The 15,984-nt window shown below is 74.3% G+C and carries 16 protein-coding genes and 1 pseudogene; 4 read left to right on the forward strand and 13 right to left on the reverse strand.

What is annotated here, in order from left to right; translation table 11 throughout:
* The 4 genes and pseudogenes from GC722_RS01545 to GC722_RS01560 form a co-directional block, all read right to left on the reverse strand.
* The coding region (locus tag GC722_RS01545) for an HNH endonuclease signature motif containing protein (protein WP_156607642.1) at window positions 1-1,161 on the reverse strand (1,161 nt) is incomplete at its 3' end.
* A gap of 72 nt (window positions 1,162-1,233) precedes the next feature.
* Window positions 1,234-2,943: an FAD-binding oxidoreductase gene (locus GC722_RS01550; RefSeq protein ID WP_331714277.1), complete on the reverse strand. Its 1,710-nt coding sequence runs from the start codon at window positions 2,941-2,943 to the stop codon at window positions 1,234-1,236.
* A 314-nt stretch (window positions 2,944-3,257) separates the two neighbouring features.
* Window positions 3,258-3,974: pseudogene (locus GC722_RS18005) on the reverse strand (lysophospholipid acyltransferase family protein); the annotation flags it as partial.
* Window positions 3,975-4,050: 76 nt separating this feature from the next.
* The gene (locus GC722_RS01560; RefSeq protein WP_156607342.1) at window positions 4,051-5,298 is read right to left on the reverse strand and encodes an endonuclease/exonuclease/phosphatase family protein; all 1,248 of its coding nucleotides are present in this window, start codon (window positions 5,296-5,298) and stop codon (window positions 4,051-4,053) included.
* 201 nt (window positions 5,299-5,499) lie between these two features.
* On the opposite strand from GC722_RS01560, the gene GC722_RS01565 reads away from it, so the two are divergent.
* On the forward strand, window positions 5,500-6,096 hold the full coding sequence (locus GC722_RS01565) for a hypothetical protein (RefSeq protein ID WP_156607343.1): 597 nt from the start codon (window positions 5,500-5,502) through the stop codon (window positions 6,094-6,096).
* Window positions 6,097-6,144: 48 nt separating this feature from the next.
* Here the strand turns inward: GC722_RS01565 and GC722_RS18780 are convergent, their stop codons facing one another.
* From GC722_RS18780 to pta, 5 genes are read right to left on the reverse strand one after another with little or no spacing between them, the layout of a single operon-like run.
* Window positions 6,145-7,164: a Gfo/Idh/MocA family protein gene (locus GC722_RS18780; RefSeq protein ID WP_156607344.1), complete on the reverse strand. Its 1,020-nt coding sequence runs from the start codon at window positions 7,162-7,164 to the stop codon at window positions 6,145-6,147.
* Between the two features lie 43 nt (window positions 7,165-7,207).
* A complete protein-coding gene (locus GC722_RS01575) occupies window positions 7,208-7,981 on the reverse strand; it encodes an SDR family NAD(P)-dependent oxidoreductase (protein WP_156607345.1) in 774 nt (257 codons plus the stop codon).
* 29 nt (window positions 7,982-8,010) lie between these two features.
* Window positions 8,011-8,922, reverse strand: a complete 912-nt coding sequence (gene murQ, locus GC722_RS01580) for an N-acetylmuramic acid 6-phosphate etherase (RefSeq protein ID WP_156607346.1) — start codon at window positions 8,920-8,922, stop codon at window positions 8,011-8,013.
* A gap of 31 nt (window positions 8,923-8,953) precedes the next feature.
* The gene (locus GC722_RS01585) at window positions 8,954-10,138 is read right to left on the reverse strand and encodes an acetate/propionate family kinase (protein ID WP_156607347.1); all 1,185 of its coding nucleotides are present in this window, start codon (window positions 10,136-10,138) and stop codon (window positions 8,954-8,956) included.
* Window positions 10,139-10,196: 58 nt separating this feature from the next.
* Window positions 10,197-12,260: a phosphate acetyltransferase gene (pta, locus tag GC722_RS01590; protein WP_331714278.1), complete on the reverse strand. Its 2,064-nt coding sequence runs from the start codon at window positions 12,258-12,260 to the stop codon at window positions 10,197-10,199.
* 83 nt (window positions 12,261-12,343) lie between these two features.
* Here pta and GC722_RS01595 point away from each other — a divergent pair, with 83 nt between their 5' ends.
* Both GC722_RS01595 and GC722_RS01600 read left to right on the forward strand, forming a co-directional pair.
* Window positions 12,344-12,559 (forward strand): helix-turn-helix domain-containing protein, encoded by a 216-nt coding sequence (locus tag GC722_RS01595; protein WP_156607352.1) that lies wholly within the window; start codon window positions 12,344-12,346, stop codon window positions 12,557-12,559.
* A 12-nt stretch (window positions 12,560-12,571) separates the two neighbouring features.
* Complete coding sequence (locus GC722_RS01600; protein WP_156607354.1) at window positions 12,572-13,141, forward strand: Clp protease N-terminal domain-containing protein; 570 nt, start codon at window positions 12,572-12,574, stop codon at window positions 13,139-13,141.
* Between the two features lie 4 nt (window positions 13,142-13,145).
* Here GC722_RS01600 and GC722_RS01605 read toward each other — a convergent pair whose 3' ends face one another.
* Both GC722_RS01605 and GC722_RS01610 read right to left on the reverse strand, forming a co-directional pair.
* Entirely contained in the window at window positions 13,146-13,448 is a 303-nt protein-coding gene (locus GC722_RS01605; RefSeq protein WP_331714279.1) for a winged helix-turn-helix domain-containing protein, read from the reverse strand.
* On the reverse strand, window positions 13,445-13,870 hold the full coding sequence (locus GC722_RS01610) for a hypothetical protein (protein WP_156607356.1): 426 nt from the start codon (window positions 13,868-13,870) through the stop codon (window positions 13,445-13,447). The genes GC722_RS01605 and GC722_RS01610 overlap by 4 nt, the downstream gene beginning before the upstream one ends.
* Window positions 13,871-13,985: 115 nt before the next feature.
* On the opposite strand from GC722_RS01610, the gene GC722_RS01615 reads away from it, so the two are divergent.
* Window positions 13,986-14,579, forward strand: coding sequence for a carboxymuconolactone decarboxylase family protein (locus GC722_RS01615; RefSeq protein ID WP_156607358.1), 594 nt, complete (start codon window positions 13,986-13,988; stop codon window positions 14,577-14,579).
* Between the two features lie 13 nt (window positions 14,580-14,592).
* Here the strand turns inward: GC722_RS01615 and GC722_RS01620 are convergent, their stop codons facing one another.
* The gene (locus GC722_RS01620; protein WP_156607360.1) at window positions 14,593-15,387 is read right to left on the reverse strand and encodes a deoxyribonuclease IV; all 795 of its coding nucleotides are present in this window, start codon (window positions 15,385-15,387) and stop codon (window positions 14,593-14,595) included.
* Between the two features lie 69 nt (window positions 15,388-15,456).
* Complete coding sequence (locus GC722_RS01625; RefSeq protein WP_156607362.1) at window positions 15,457-15,834, reverse strand: VOC family protein; 378 nt, start codon at window positions 15,832-15,834, stop codon at window positions 15,457-15,459.
* Between the last annotated feature and the right edge of the window lie 150 nt (window positions 15,835-15,984).

Consider the following 15,984-nt stretch of genomic DNA (forward strand, 5'->3'; position numbering starts at 1 on the left):
TGGGGCGAGGTTGTCGGTGGCGGTGGTGCCGCCGGTGCTCCAGGGGACGATGTGGTCGGCGTCGGTCGACCAGCCGGGTTCGCCGTCGGTGCCACGGGTGCGTGGTGGGTGTGGGTGGGCGGGTCGGCTGCACCAGGGGAAGACGCAGGTGCGGTCGCGGAGGGCGATGTGCTCGCGGATCCGGTCCGGCACCTCGTAGCCCGGCACCGTCTGGTCGGTGTTGAGGTCGACGACCGGGCGGACGGTGATGCGGCTGCCGGGGCGGCCGCACCAGTCGCGGATCTGCCCCGCGGTGACGGGGATGCCGGTGTTGCCGACCCAACCCGGAGCATCTGCTGACTCGAGGGACTCCGCGGGCAGGTGCAGGTACAGCGTCACGGGCACCCGGGGTCGGGGTGCCGGAGCAGCCTCAGCGGTCTGGCCGTCCGAGGAAGGGTCGAGGTCGAGAGCCGGTTGGTGGCGGGCCAGCTCGCCGACGGCCATCGAGCGGCGCACGTCCAACGAGGCGTCGCAGCCGGCCTCGGCCAGCGCGCGGGCACCGTCGGTGACGGCGGCGTCGAGGTCGAGGGCGTCGGGCAGGTCGAGCCAACCGGTCACCTCGGCGAGGCCGGAGCTCGTCCCGTCGCGGTCGTGGGAGATGTCGAAGCGACGACTATCGGCGGCGGCCAGCCGTTGCCGTTCGGCCTCATGGGGCATGAACCGCAGGATCGCGGCGGTGATGAGCCGGTCGAGCTGGGTCGGGCAGATCCGGCCGGCCACGGCGGCGACCTGGTCGTCGACGAACCGGGCGGCCTCGACGGTGAGGGTCGTGGTGCGGGCGGCGACCCGGCGGGCCTGCCACGCGGCCACCTCACCGCGGTGGACGAGCGACCAGAGGCGGGGGAGGCGGTGGCGCAGCTCGAGGGCCTGCCCGACCAGCGCGCTGCCGGCGTCGGTGGAGCAGCGCAGCGCGGCGGCGAGCTCGGCCACGCAGGCACCGTCCACGGCTGGGGTGCCGGCACCAGCCAGCGGCACCCCGCTGGGGCGGCCCTGCCAGGTGGCCTCGGCGACGTCCTCGACCGGCGGGTGCAGATCGGCCCAGTCGGCGGCGGCCTGCTCGGCGGCCTGGTGCGCCCGGGCGTCGGCCAGCAGCCCGGCGGCGGCGTCACTGCTGGTCGACATGCCCCGAATCTACGGACCGGGTCTGACAGTTCCGCGCGGCCGGGTCGGACGCACCGACCCGGCCCGCCGGTGTCAGGACGCGGGGTTGCTGAGCACCGAGATGCCGGGCTCTCCGGTGTGCACGACCTTGCCGGGGTTCAGGTTGGAGCCCGGGTCGGTGGCCTGGAACAGCCGCGAGATCATCGTCTGCCCGGCCTCGGAGATGTCGTCGGCCAGCCACGGCGAGTGCTCCACGCCGACCCCGTGGTGGTGGGACAGGGTGCCGCCGCAGCGGATGAAGGCGGACTGGATGGCCCGCTTCACCACGTCGTAGCGGTCGAGCACGTCCGGACCCTCGTGGGCGATGGCGAAGGTGAAGTACAGGCAGGCGCCGGAGTGGTAGTTGTGCGACAGGTGGCACATCACGTAGCCCTGGCAGCCGATCTCGGCGAAGGCCTTCTCGGCCGAGGCGATCACCTCGTCGTAGAGCGGCTTGAGCTTCGACCACGGCGCCGCGGTCTCCGAGACGTCCGCCGCCGCGCCGCGGTCGAGCAGGAAGTCGCGGATGTAGGGGGTGTCGAACTTCTTCTGGTCGTACAGCACCCCGGGGCCCTTGCCGACCACGATGCCGCCGTGGCGGGTGACGATCTCGCGCACCAGCCGCTGCTGCAGCGCCACGTGGGACCGGCTGCCCTCGTAGCCGATGAAGCTCAGGCACAGCTTGTCCAGGTCCCAGCCCCTGCGGACCAGGTAGGCCATCAGCGCCTTGGTGACGTACTTGCTGACGCCCTTGCTCGCCTTGGAGGTGGCCAGCGAGAACTGGGTCTCGCGCTCGTCGGAGATCCGGGCCACCAGCGGGGTGGCGTCGGAGCGGTGGATCTCGTGCAGCGCCCGCAGGCCGGTGGCGAAGTCGGGGAAGAAGTAGCCGAGGATGACGCGCTTCTCCGGGACCGGCTTGACGTTCACCCAGGCCTCGGTGATGACGCCGAGCCGGCCCTCGCTGCCCAGCACCATCTCGCGCACCGACGGCCCGGTGGAGCTGCTGGGCAGGGGACGCAGGGTCAGCACCTCGCCCGGCATCACCATGGTCAGCCCGCGGGTGATGTCGGCGATGTCGCCGTAGCGGTCGGACTGCATGCCGGAGGAGCGGGTGGCGATCCAGCCGCCGAGGGTGGAGTGGCTGAAGGAGTCGGGGAAGTGGCCGATGGTGAAGCCGCGCGCCGCGAGCTGCTCCTCCAGGTCCGGGCCCTGCGCGCCGGCCTGGATCAGCGCCAGACCGGCCTCCTCGTCGATCTCGACGACCTTGTTCATCCGGCCGAGGTCCAGCGAGACCACGACACGGGTCTCCCCGGCAGGCACCTCGAGCGAGCCGGCGATGTTGCTGCCGCCGCCGAAGGGGATCAGCACCGCGTCGGCGGCCACCACGGCGTCCACGACACCGGCCACCTCCTCGGTGGTCGCGGGGTAGACGACCAGGTCCGGCATCCGGCCCAGCTGGCCGCGCCGGATGCGCACGAGGTCCCGCACGCTCTTGCCGAAGGTGTGGACCAGGCGCTCCATGTCGTCGCTGGTCACCGAGTCCGCGCCGACGACGCCCGCCAGCGCGGTGCGCAGCGCGTCGTCCACCCGCGGTGCGGGGATGTCGAGCTGGTCGAACGTGAGCGGGGCGTTCGCCGCGGGGGTGGTGATGTCGATGCCCACCTTCTCCAGCACGAAGGGTGCCAGCCGCGGCTTGTCCTCGTGGTGGAACGAGACGCCGTCGACGCCCCACCCCCACCACTTCATGTGCTTGACGCCCTTCACGCCGTCTCCTCCCTGGCCGGACCGTGGTCCTCGCCGTCGGTGGGACGCCGGTGCGTCCCGTCCGTGTCCTGGTTGCTGCGCCGGCGACCGCCCGGGAGCACCCGGCGCGCCGTGGACGCCGCCCGGCGTACCCGCCGCACCACGTCGCCCGGGCGGACGCGCGCCGGCGACGCCGCCTCCCGCGGCGGCCGCAGCGGGGTCGGTGCGGTGAGCTCGCCCGGGTCCTCGCTCTCGTCCGTGCCGAGCGCCTGCTGGGCCTGCTCCTCGATCACCTCGAGGGAGCGGCCGTCGCCCCGCGACAGCACGGCGCGCCGGGCCTCCTGCTCGGCGGCACGGCTGGCGTACTCGATCAGCCGCGGCAGCCCGACGGTCGTGGCGGTCTGGTCGTGCATGTCGCGGATGACCTTGGAGATGCGCTCGGAGAAGCGGGCCGCGGCCTCGCCCGGGCGCGCCCACATCGGGCTGCCGATCACCACGTGCACCTGCGGGCGGCCGCGCCGGACCCAGCCGTGGCCGTGCGGCATCGCCTCGTGGGCGCCGACCAGTGCGATCGGGATGCAGGGCACGTTGCGGCTGATGCACAGCGCCGCCGCGCCCGGCTTGAAGGGGGCCATCTGGCCGGTGCGCGAGCGGGTGCCCTCGGGGAACAGCAGCAGCGGCACGCCGTCGGCCAGCAGCTTGCCGGCCAGGCCCTTGCGGTTGCGGAGCCCGGCGCGCTCGACCGGGAAGGCGTTGAAGAACAGGGCGGTCGGCGCGGCGATCCACCACTTCTTGAAGAAGTAGTCGGCGGCGGCTCCGGCGGCGAGGTAGCGCGACAGCCGACGGGGGAGCGCGCCCATGATCAGCGGGGTGTCCAGGTGGCTGCTGTGGTTGGACACCACCACGTAGGGCCCGTTGAAGTTGTCCAGGTTCTCCCGGCCGTGCACCTGCACGTCGGTGATGCCCCACACCACCGGCCGGAGGAGACCCCGCTGCGCCACGAAACGGGCGCCTGCGTGCACCCTCGAGGTGTAGCGCTCTCTCCCTTGCACCCGCTCAGACTAGGCCCATGGCCAGCATGGTCGCACTCTGGCCGCTCACGCCCGTGCCCCGTCCCGGCCGCACGGCTCAGGCCGCGGGCCCGCCGGGCACCCGCAGGTCCACCCAGACGAGGCGGTGGTCGGAGGAGGGGAAGGGGAAGGTCCCGGTGAGCCGGGACAGCGGGTCGTCGCTGCGGGGCCAGAAGACGCCGGAGTCGCGCACCCGGAGCTGGCGGCTCGGCAGCACGTAGTCGGCCCGGATGTTGCCCGGCGGCTCGGCGAAGTCGGCGGTGTCGTGCGCGGCGGGGCTTCGGTGGTCGTCGTTGACGCCGCCCTGCAGCCGGCTCGCCTCCACCGCCCCCTCGCTCGCCGGCGGCCGGCCGGTGCCCACCCGCGGGTGCTCCAGCAGCTGGTCGATCGACCCCGGCAGCGAGTCGCCGTCGCGGGGGTCGGAGTTGAGGTCGCCCGCCACCACGAAGGCCGCACCGGCGCGGAGCCCGCCGCGGCGTCCCTGGTCGTCGTAGACGTGGCGCGAGGCCGCCAGACCGGAGACGTAGTCGGCCCAGAACCGGATCTCGTCGCTGTTGCGCCGCCCGTTGCGGTCCTCGGGTCCGTCGAAGACGGGCGGGGTCGGGTGGCTGGTCAGCAGGTGCACCGTCCGCCCGCCGACGCGCACCGGGACGTCCCAGTGGGACTTGCTCGACAGCGGCAGCCGGGCCAGCTCCTCGGGGCTGTAGAAGTCGGCCGGCTCCGGCGTGGCCGGGTCGTCGGGGAGCAGCGCCCCGGGCATGTCGGCCCAGCGGAAGTGCTGGAAGGTCCGCACGTCCTCGAGCGCGATGGGGTGGCGGGAGTACACCACCATCCCGTACTGGCCCGGGAAGGCGCCGAAGCCCCAGGCGTCGTCGGGCCCGCCGACGGTGCCGTCGCCGTTGAGGTCGAAGCCGCTCGGGACGCCGGTGTTGACCGGGGCGCTGAAGCTGTAGGGGTACTCCACCGGCGCGGCGCCCGCCTGGGAGCGGCCCAGGTAGTTCTCGGCGAAGAGCCGGACCGCGCGTCCCTCGGCGTCGTGGTCGAACTCCTGCACCACGAGCACGTCGGGACGGGTCCGCTGCACGATCTCGGCCACCGCCCGGGCCTGCGGGTCGTCCGGGGTGGAGAGGTCGGCGACCAGCTCTCCCTCGGTGGCCCGGTTGAGCGAGGCGTTGAAGGTGGCCACCCGCACGTCGGTGGCCGGTGCCGCGCCGGCGGGCGGAGCCAGGGCCGGGGCGAGCGCGGCGGCTCCGAGCACGGTGGCCGTGGCGACGGCGAGCGACCGGCGGGGTGATCGGTTGCGCATGGTCCGACCCTGCCAGAGGCGGTCGGGCCGGTGGGTGGTCGGAGGGTGAACAGTGGACGACGGCGAGCAGGGGACGACGGCGAGCAGGGGGGCGACGGCGAGCAGGGGGCGACGGGGGAGCAGGGGGTGGCGGGCCGCGGGTGTTTGAGCGTGGCCGGAGTGGAGAAGGTCCCGGCAAGCAACCGAGGACGGAGTCTGCCCATGGACAGGTCGACCATCATCTGGATCGTCGTGGTCGTGGCGGTGCTGGTCCTGGCCGCCGTGGTCGCGCTGCTGGTCACCCGGGGACGCAGGGCGGTGAACCGCCGGCGCGCCGCGGAGCTGCGGGAGCGCTCCGCCGAGCAGCAGGTCGCCGTGCGCGAGAGCGACGCCGAGGCCCGCAGCGCCAAGGCGGAGGCCCGCCGCGCCAAGGCCGAGGCCGACGTGGAGGCCGCCGAGGCCGAGCAGCGGGCGGCCCAGGCGGAGCGGCGTGCCGCCGAGGCCGAACGGCTCGAGGCCGCCGCCGAGGAGAAGGCGTCCACCGCCGAGGCGCGCCGGGCCGAGCACCACGAGACCGTGCAGAAGGCCGAGCGGCTCGACCCGGAGGGCCCCCGGCGCGGTGTGCACGACGAGCACCGCGGCGGTGGCGACGCCGACCAGCAGCACACCCAGGGTCGGGACCTGTCGGAGCAGCAGGACCTCCACCGCGACGTGCCCGGGGAGGGTGCCGCCGGTCGCGGTCCCGACGGGGGCAGCACCTCGATGGGTGGTGCGGCACCCGAGCAGGGCCCCGGCCCGGAGGACCGCCCGCGCTCCTGACCGTCCCGCCCCCCCCTCCTGACCGACCCGCTCAGCCGCGGTAGGCGCTCACTCGTTCGGGAAGACGACGCCCACCTGGCGGCGGATCTCGTCCATCACCGCCATCAGGTCCAGGCTGTGCTGCCACGACATCCGCGGGCTCTGCTGCTCACCGGCGGCGATGCGCCGGGCCGCCTCGGCGATCTGGTACTGGAAGCCGCCCTCGACGCGTCCGTCCACCCGCAGCTCGTCCCCCTCGTGCGGGACCACCGTGAACACCGTGGGGACGAAGTAGGTGCGCTCGATCTCGATCCGCCCGGCGGTGCCGCAGATGGCGGCCGTGTTGGGCGTGCGGGACCACAGGGTGGTGTGGGCGACCCCCTGGGTGCGTCCGGGGTAGCCGAGGACGGCGGTCACCAGGCCGTCCACCCCGGTCTCGGTGAGCACCCCGGTGGCGCTGACGGACTCCGGCGCGCCGAGCACGTCCAGCAGGAAGGCCAGCGGGTAGACGCCGAGGTCGAGCAGGGCGCCGCCGGCCAGCTCGGGGGCGTAGAGGCGGTGCGTCGGGTCGAAGGGGAAGAACTGCCCGTGCTCGGCGGTGACCGAGACGACGTCGCCGACCGCGCCCTCGGCGATCAGCCGCTTCAGCACGGCCACGTGCGGCAGGTGCCGGGTCCACATGGCCTCCATCGCGAAGACGCCGCGCTCCTCGGCCGCCGAGAGCACCCGCTCGGCCTCGGCCCGGTTGCGGGTGAAGGCCTTCTCGACCAGCACGTGCTTGCCGGCCTCGATGGCCAGCAGCGCCTGCTCGGCGTGGTTGGAGTGCGGCGAGGCCACGTAGACGGCCTCCACCTCCTCGTCGGCGACGAGCTCCTGGTAGCTGCCGTGGCTGCGGGCGATGCCGTGCTCGGCGGCGAAGGCGGCGGCCCGCTCGGCGCTGCGGGACCCGACGGCGACCACCTCCGAGCGGGTGTGCTGCTGCACGGCGCGGGTGAAGGTGTGGCCGATGCCGCCCGGGGCGACGACGCCCCAGCGGACCGGAGGAGCCTCGCGGGGGTCGGGGACGGCGTCCAGGGCGGACTCGGTCATGGCGGCGGTGCCTTTCGTCGACGGCTCTCTCGGCCGGGGGCGGTCAGTGCGAGCGGCGGGAGGAGCTGAGCTTGCCCGACACCCAGCGGATGGTGCGGCGGGGGAGGTGGCGGGCGAGCTGGATGGCGACCTTCCAGCGGCGGGTGGGGATGCTGATCACCCGGCCGTGCTCGGCGTCGTCCAGGCACTCGGTGACCAGCCGGTCGACGTCGACCCACGCCACCTCGGGGATCTTGCCGGCCCCGATCCCGGCGCGGGAGTGGAACTCGGTGTGCACCCAGCCCGGGTTCAGCGCGGTGGCCGTCACCCCCGTGCCTGCCAGCTCGACCGCCAGCCCCTCGGTGTACACGGTGACCCAGGACTTGATCGCCGAGTAGTGGCCCAGGGTGATCCAGCCGGCCGTGCTGGCCACGTTGATGATGGTGCCGCGGCCGCGGTCGCGCATCGCCCGCCCGGCGGCACCGCCGATCAGCAGCACCGCCCGGCACATCACGTCCAGGGCGCGCTCGTGGGTGCTGGTGTCGGGGTCCAGCAGACGGCTGTGGAGCCCGAAGCCCGCGTTGTTGACCACCAGGTCGACCGGTCGCTCCGGGTCCTCGACCCGGGCGGCCACCTGCAGCGTCTGCTCCCGGTCGGCGAGGTCGGCGCGGAGCACCTCGACGTCGACGCCGTAGACCCGCGACAGCTCGGCCGCGCTGGACCGCAGCCGCGCCTCGTCCCGCGCCACCAGGACCAGGTCGTGACCGCGCGAGGCCAGGTGCCGGGCGAAGGTCGCCCCGATGCCCGCCGTCGCCCCGGTCACCAGTGCAGTCGTCATGGCCGACAGGCTAGTGGACCACCCGCGGGTCAGGCCTCGCCGAGGGCCACCCGCAGCCGTCCGCCGGCGGCCTGCAGCCGGGCCCGGGCCTCCTCGGTGGAGACGCCGAGCCGCAGCCGCACCACGGCGTCCTTGACCTGCAGGTCGGTCTCGTGGAGGACGGCCGAGGCCGTCTCGGCGTCCACGCCGGTGATCCGCTGCACGATGCCGGTGGCGCGGGCGACCAGCTTCTCGTTGGAGGCCCGGACGTCGACCATCAGGTTCCCGTACGTCTTGCCCAGGCGGATCATGGTGATGGTCGAGATCATGTTGAGCACGAGCTTCTGCGCGGTGCCCGACTTCAGCCGGGTCGAGCCCGTGATGAGCTCCGGACCCACCACCACCTCGATGGCGTGCTCGACCAGCTGCGAGAGCTCCGCGCCGGGGTTGCAGGAGAGCCCGACGGTCAGCGCGCCCGCTGCCCGGGCGGTGCGCACGGCCGAGACCACGTAGGGCGTCCGGCCGCTGGAGGCGATCCCGACCACGGTGTCCTCCGGACGCAGCCCCAGGGCCAGCACGTCGTCGCGTCCCAGCTCCTCGGAGTCCTCGGCGCCCTCCACGGCCGTGGTCAGCGCCTGGGCGCCACCGGCGATCAGCCCGGTGACCAGCTCCGGGGGCGTGTTGAAGGTGGGCACGCACTCCGAGGCGTCCAGCACGCCGAGCCGCCCGGGGGTGCCGGCGCCGACGTAGACCAGCCGCCCGCCGCGCTCCATCCGCTCCACCACGGCCTCGATGGCGGCGCTGATCTGGGGCAGGGCGGCCTCGACGGCGCGGGGCACGTCGTGGTCGCGCCGGTTCATCGTGGCCGCCAGCTCGGCCACCGACCGGGTGTCCAGGTCGGCCAGCGACTCGTCGACGGACTCGGTGGTCAGCCGGCTGATGTCGGGGGCGGTACGGCTCATGGCTCCTCCTCGGGCGACGGGTGCCGGTCGATCATCGCAGCACGGCCACCGTCTGGCGTGCGATGGCCAGCTCCTCGTCGGTGGGGACGACGGCCACCGTGACCGGTGAGCCGGGCGCCGAGACCACCCGGGGGCCCTGCGCAGGCGCGGCGTTGGCCTCGGCGTCCAGCACGAAGCCGAGCGGGCGCAGCCGGTCGACCAGCGCGGCCCGCAGCGCCGGGTTGTTCTCGCCGACTCCGGCGGTGAAGACGAGCAGGTCCGCGCCGCCCAGCAGCGCGTGGTAGCCGCCGACGTAGCGCACCAGCCGGTGCAGGTAGACGTCGTGGGCGAGCCGGGCGTCCGGGTCGCCGGCGGCCAGCCGGCGGGTGAGCTCGCGGAAGTCGTTCACCCCGCTCAGCCCCAGCAGCCCCGAGCGCCGGTTCAGCAGCGTGTCGAGGTCCTCGGTGGTCCAGCCGGCGCGGGCCAGGGTGAGCAGCACGGCCGGGTCCAGGTCGCCGCTGCGGGTGCCCATCACCAGCCCCTCCAGCGGGGTCAGGCCCATCGACGTGTCGACCGGGCGGTCGCCGTCGACCGCCGAGACCGAGGCCCCGTTGCCCAGGTGCAGCACGACCTGGCGCAGCTCGGAGCGGGGACGCCCCACCAGCTCCGCCGCCCGGGCCGAGACGAAGTCGTGGGAGGTGCCGTGGAAGCCGTAGCGGCGGATCCGGTGCTCGCGGGCCACCTGGCGGTCGATGGCGTAGGTGCGCGAGGCGGCCGGCAGGCAGGCGAAGAACGCGGTGTCGAAGACGGCCACGTGCGGCAGCTCGGGGTGCAGCGCCTGGGCGGCGCGGATGCCGGTGGCGGCGGCCCGGTTGTGCAGCGGGGCCAGCACCTGCAGCTCCTCGATCTCGGCCAGCACCTCCGGGGTGATCACGGCCGGCTCGGAACGGTCGCCGCCGTGCACCACCCGGTGGCCGATCGCGGTCAGCCCCGCCTGCTCGAGGTCGGGCCCGTGCTCGGCGAAGGCCGCGGCGGCGAACTCGAGGGCCTCGGCGTGGTCGGCGACCCGGTGCCCCTCACCGGCCGCCCATCCCGGCGCGCCGGTGTGGGAGAACGTCGACTCCTCCTCGCCGATGCGCTGCACCACCCCCTCGGCCAGCGGGCGGCCGGCCTCGACGTCCACCAGCCGGTACTTCAGCGACGAGGACCCGCTGTTGAGGACGAGGACGGTGCTCATGCGGGCACGCTATCCACCCCGGGCCCGCCGGCTCCGCCTCGCCCGTCCGCCCGCGCGTTCAGAGGGTCTGGGCCTGCACGCAGGTGATGGCCACGGTGTTGACGATGTCGTCGACCAGGGCGCCCCTGGACAGGTCGTTGACCGGCTTGTTCAGCCCCTGCAGCACCGGGCCGACGGCGACCGCGCCGGCGCTGCGCTGCACCGCCTTGTAGGTGTTGTTCCCGGTGTTCAGGTCGGGGAAGACGAACACCGTGGCCCGGCCGGCGACGGAGGAGCCGGGCAGCTTGGTGCGGGCCACGTCGGGGTCGATCGCCGCGTCGTACTGGATCGGTCCCTCCAGCGGCAGCTCCGGCGCCCGCTCGCGGACCAGCTCGGTGGCCCGGCGGACCTTCTCGACCTCCGCGCCCGACCCGCTGCTGCCGGTGGAGTAGGACAGCATGGCCACCCGCGGCTCGACGTCGAAGGCGCGGGCGGTGTCGGCGGAGGAGATGGCGATGTCGGCCAGCTGCTCGGCGGTCGGGTCCGGGATGACCGCGCAGTCGCCGTAGACCAGCACCCGGTCCGCCAGGCACATCAGGAAGACGCTGGACACGCTGCGCACCCCGGGCCGGGTCTTCACGAACTCCAGGGCCGGCCGGATGGTGTGGGCGGTGGTGTTCACCGCACCCGAGACCATCCCGTCCGCCATCCCCAGCTGCACCATCATGGTGCCGAAGTAGGAGATGTCGGTGACCCGCCCGCGGGCCTCCTCCAGGGTGACGCCCTTGTGGGCGCGGAGCCGGGCGTACTCGGCGGCGAACCGCTCCACCAGCTCGGGGTCGGTGGGCGAGACCACCCGCGCCGCGTCCAGGTCCAGGCCCAGGGTGGACGCCCGCGCCCGGACCTCGTTCTCCTGCCCCAGCAGCGTCAGGTCGGCCACGCCCCGCCGCAGCAGGATGGCCGCGGCGGTGAGGATGCGGTCGTCGCCTGACTCCGGGAGCACGACGTGCTTGCGGTCGGCGCGTGCCCGCTCGAGCAGCTGGTACTCGAACATCAGCGGGGTCCGGACGGTGGCCGGCGGCAGCTCCAGCACCCGCGAGAACGCCCGCTGGTCGACGCTGTCGGCCCACAGCGTCCGCGCCGCCTCCACCTTGCGGGTCGACCCGACGATCATCGGGCCGTGCAGCCGCGACAGCCTCTCGGCGGTGGTGTAGGTGCCCAGGTCGGTCACCGCGATGGGCAGGTCGGAGTCGACGCCCTCGACCAGCCGGAGCACGGACTCGGGCACCTCGTAGCCGCCGACCAGGATGATCCCGGCCAGCGGCGGGAAGGTGCCGGAGCGGTGCGCCAGCACCAGCCCGGCCAGGATCTCCGGACGGTCGGAGGCCGAGACCACGGTGGTCTCGGGCCGCAGCCGCGTCAGCACGTTCGGCAGGGTCATCCCGGCGACCAGCAGGTCGAGCGACTCCCGCTCCAGCCAGGCCGGGTTGCCGCGCAGCAGCCGGGCCTCGACCGCGGCGAGCTGGCGTCCGACCGAGGGGGCCGAGAGCACCCGGCTCTCGGGCAGGGCGGCGGTGGTGAGGTCGGGGAAGCGCCGCGCCAGCAGCGCGCGGGTCTGCTCCAGCTCCTCCGGCGCGACCCGGTTCGCCACCACGGCGGGGACGCGGGCGTGCTGGGACAGGAAGGCGTTGCGCGCCTGCTCGGCGGTGACCGCCACCTCCTCCGGGCCCCGGCCCACGCCGCTCACGACCAGCACCACGGCGGCGCCGATGTTGGAGGCGATCCGGGCGTTCAGCGTCAGCTCGGTGGGTGTGGAGACGTCGGTGTAGTCCGAGCCGAGCACCAGCACCGCCCGGTGCCGCTCGGCCAGCTCCCCGTGCAGCTCCACGATGCGGCTGAGCGCGGCGTCGGGGTCGCTGTGGGCCTCCTCGTAGCTGACACCGCGGGCGTCGTCGTAGTCCTGCTCCATCCCGGGCTGGTCCAGCAGCAGGTCGAGGATGGTGTCGCGCTGGTCGGCGTGCACCAGGGGGCGGAACACCGCCACCGAGCCCACCTCGCGGATCAGCTGGTCGAGCAGTCCCAGGGCGACCGTCGACTTCCCGGTCACCCCCTCGGGGGAGGCGATGTAGACGCTGCGGGTCACGGGTCGAGCGTAACGGCCGGCTGCGGAGCACCTGATCGTCAACATAGGTTGACGGCTGATCGTCGTCAACCTATGTTGACGCTATGAGCGATGCGACACGGGTGGCGGCGGCGGCGTCCAGCCAGGACCCGCACGAGGGACTGGCCGCGGTGGCGGCCCTGCGGGTCCTGCAGGAGTCGCTGGAGGAGCTGCAGGTCGCCAACGCCCGACGGCAGGGGTGGTCCTGGCAGCAGATCGCGGCGGTGCTCCAGGTGAGCAAGCAGGCCGTGCACCGCAAGTACCGACGACTGGGTCACTGAGGGAGGACGACGATGTTCGAGAGGTTCACCAGACCGGCGCGCCGCGTGGTGGTGCTCGCCCAGGAGGACGCCCGGGCGCGGGGGCAGCAGAGGGTCCGCACCGAGAACCTGCTGGTCGCCCTCTTCGACGCCCCGGGGCTGCCGGAGTCGAGCGGGGCGGCCGTGCTGCGCTCGCTCGGGCTGGGCGCGGCGGCCGTCCGCGAGGCGGTGGACCGCTTCGCCGGACCTCCCGGCGCCGCGCCGGACGCCGAGCGGCTGGCCAGCCTGGGGATCGACCTGGACGCGGTGCGCCGGCAGGTGGAGGAGTCCTTCGGCCCGGGCGCCCTGGAGCGGACCGTGGCCGGACGGCGCGGGCCGGGCCGCCCGAACCACGTCCCCTTCGACGCGGCGTCCAAGAGCGTCCTGGAGCAGTCGCTGCGCGAGGCGCTGGCGCTGCGGGACCGCCACATCGGCACCGAGCACGTGCTGCTCGGGCTGGCGCTGGCCCGCGGCGGGGCGGCGGCCCACGTGCTCGCCGAGGCGGGGGTGACGGTCGAGGTGCTGCGGGAGGCGGTGCGGGAGCTGCGGCGCCAGGCGGGCTGACGGGTCAGCGGCCGCCGGCGATCCGGCGCAGCGTGGTCAGGTGGGTTTCGAAGGCCTCCCGTCCTGCCGGGGTCAGCGCGAACCAGGTCCGCGGGCGCTTGCCGACGTGGCCCTTGGTGATCTGGAGGTAGCCGGCCGTCTCGAGCGTGGCCGCCTGCTTCGACAGCTGGGAGTCCGACACCTCGACGGCGTCGCGGACCAGCGCGAACTCGGCGCGCTCCACCCCCGCGAGGTAGGCCATGATCGAGAACCGCACGGGCGCGTGCACGACCTCGTCCAGCTGGTGCCGCGGGTGCGCGGCGGTCACGGCCGGCGCCCGCCGCGCCGGGTGACCACCCAGGCGCCGGCCACCGTGAGCAGCAGGATCAGCCCGCCACCGGTGAGGAAGACCACCGCCGGGTCGTCGCTGCGGGTGCCGAGGACCATGGTGGCGGTCCAGATCACCGCGAAGCCCGCCATCACCGCGAGGTGCAGCCGGGTCATGTACCGGGTGGCCGCCCCGCGACGGCTGGCCCAGACCACGAGGGCGGCCACCCCGACCCCGTAGACCGACATCCCCAGCACCACGGCGGGCGCGCCGGGGAAGGCGGCGAAGAGGGCGCAGGTCAGCAGGGACAGCAGCCCGAACAGCACCAGCCAGCGCGCGTACCACCGGGTGTCGCGGTGGGCCGTGGCGGCGAGGGAGTCGGCCTGCTCGAGCAGCTGGCGGGCGGTGTCGGGTGCGTCCATGCCGGCAGGCTAGCAAGTACTTTCCGGTGCGGCAACTAGTGTCGTCGGAGCAACTATGTGCCTGCGGCGTGGCGGGATGCGATGCTGCCCAGGAGGCGACGGACGAGGAGTCGGCATGGACACCACCGCAGGGTTCCTGGGTCAGGCGCCGGCCAGCGCGGCGGCCGAGCGGCTGATGGCCGAGGACCGCGAGGACGTCGGCTACGTGATGAACCTGACCCGGGTCTGGGCGCACGCCCCCGAGCTGTCCGAGGCCTGGGCGGCGCTGACCCTGCGCGCCGCCGAGATCGGTGGGATCGACTTCGTCACCAAGGGCGTCCTGGTCTCGGCGGCCGCCGCCAGCCGCGGGGACTCCTACTGCGCCCTGGCCTGGGGCAGCCGGCTGGCCGGGGTGCTCGGCGACGACGTGGCCCGCGCTGTCCTGACCGGGGACGACCACGGGCTGGACGAGCGCCGGCAGGTCCTCGCGGCGTGGGCCCGTCGGGTGGTGGGCGACCCGAACAGCACCACGGCCGAGGACGTGCAGAGGCTGCGCGAGGTGGGTCTGGAGGACCGCCAGATCCTCGGCGTCACCGTCTACGTCGCCATGCGTCAGGCGTTCTCGACCGTCAACGACGCCCTCGGGGCGCGTCCCGACGCCGAGCTCAGCGACGCCGCGCCGGAGGGGGTGCGGGAGGCGGTGTCCTGGGGACGGCCGACGGCCGGCTGAGCCGGTCGGTGGATCAGGCGAAGGCCGAGCGCAGCCACTCCAGGTCGGCGACGTGGCCCTCGCCCGGGGTCTCCACCACGACCGGCGCACCGGCCTCGCGGACCACCTCCAGCGCGCCCTGCGGATCCACCTGCCCCTGACCCCAGCTGGTGTGCCGGTCGGCGCCGGAGTCGAAGGCGTCGCGGGAGTCGTTGGCGTGGACCAGGTCGATGCGGCCGGTGACCGCGACGACCCGCTCCACCAGCCCGGCCAGCTCCTCACCGCCGGCGTGGAAGTGGCAGGTGTCGAGGCAGAAGCCGACGTCCTCGCCGCCGGGGGCGGACTGCACGGCCTCCCACAGCTGCGCGATGCGGTCGAGACGGCGGGCCATGGCGTTGGCGCCCCCGGCGGTGTTCTCGATCAGCACCGGCACCGGGGCGTCCAGCCGCTCGACCGCCTTGCGCCAGTTGTCGAAGCCGACCGCGGGGTCGTCGTCCTTGCCGACGTGGCCGCCGTGGACGACCACGCCGGCCGCGCCGATCTGGGCCGCCGCGTCGACCGTCTGCTGCAGCAGCTTGCGGCTGGGGATGCGGATGCGGTTGTTGGCGGTGGCCACGTTGATCACGTAGGGGGCGTGCACGTACAGCGTCACCCCGGCCTCCTGGGCGTCGGCCCGCAGCGCCTCGGCACCGCCGGCGTAGCGGACGACCGGACCCTTCCAGCCCTGCGGGTCGCCCAGGAAGAACTGCGACAGCTGGGCCCCGCGGGCCCGGGCCTCGGCGATCGGGTCGACCTGGTCGACGTGCGCGCCCATCGGGGGGATCTGCATGGGGCCGAGCCTAACGAGGCGCACCGACAGCGGGACCCGGGGCGGGCGGCCGGGCCGGCGGGACCGTCCTCAGCCGGTGCCCTCCTCCTCGAGGTGGGAGTGGGAGACGCAGAAGAGGTTGCCCTGCGGGTCGGCGAGGGTGACCCAGCGGAACCCGCCGTCGAGCTCGTGGCGGGCCACCTCGGTCGCGCCGGCCGCGAGCAGCCGGTCGACCTCGGCGTCCAGCGAGGCGTCGGCCACCAGGTCGAGGTGCAGCCGGTTCTTGCCGGGGGTGGGGTCCTCGACCATCTGGAAGGCCAGCGCCTGGCCCCCGGACGGGATGCTGACCAGGTAGTAGAACCCGCCGTGCTCCTGCACGATGCGGCCCCCCAGCTGCTCGGCCCACCAGCGGGCGAGGGGGCCTGGTTCCTGGCTGTCGACGGTGACTGCTCCGAGACTCAGTGTCATGGCCCGAGCCTAGGGACGGGGGCTGACAGCCGGAGGGCTGCCGCGTAGGTTTCCGGCATGTCGACCCCGAACCGGGCGGAGCTGTGCGCCGAGCACGCCCTGAGCCGACCGGGGGCCTGGCCCGACGAGCCCTGGGAGGGCGACCGGGTG

Source organism: Auraticoccus cholistanensis (assembly GCF_009742705.1).
In the GTDB taxonomy this organism is placed as follows: Bacteria; Actinomycetota; Actinomycetes; order Propionibacteriales; family Propionibacteriaceae; genus Auraticoccus; species Auraticoccus cholistanensis.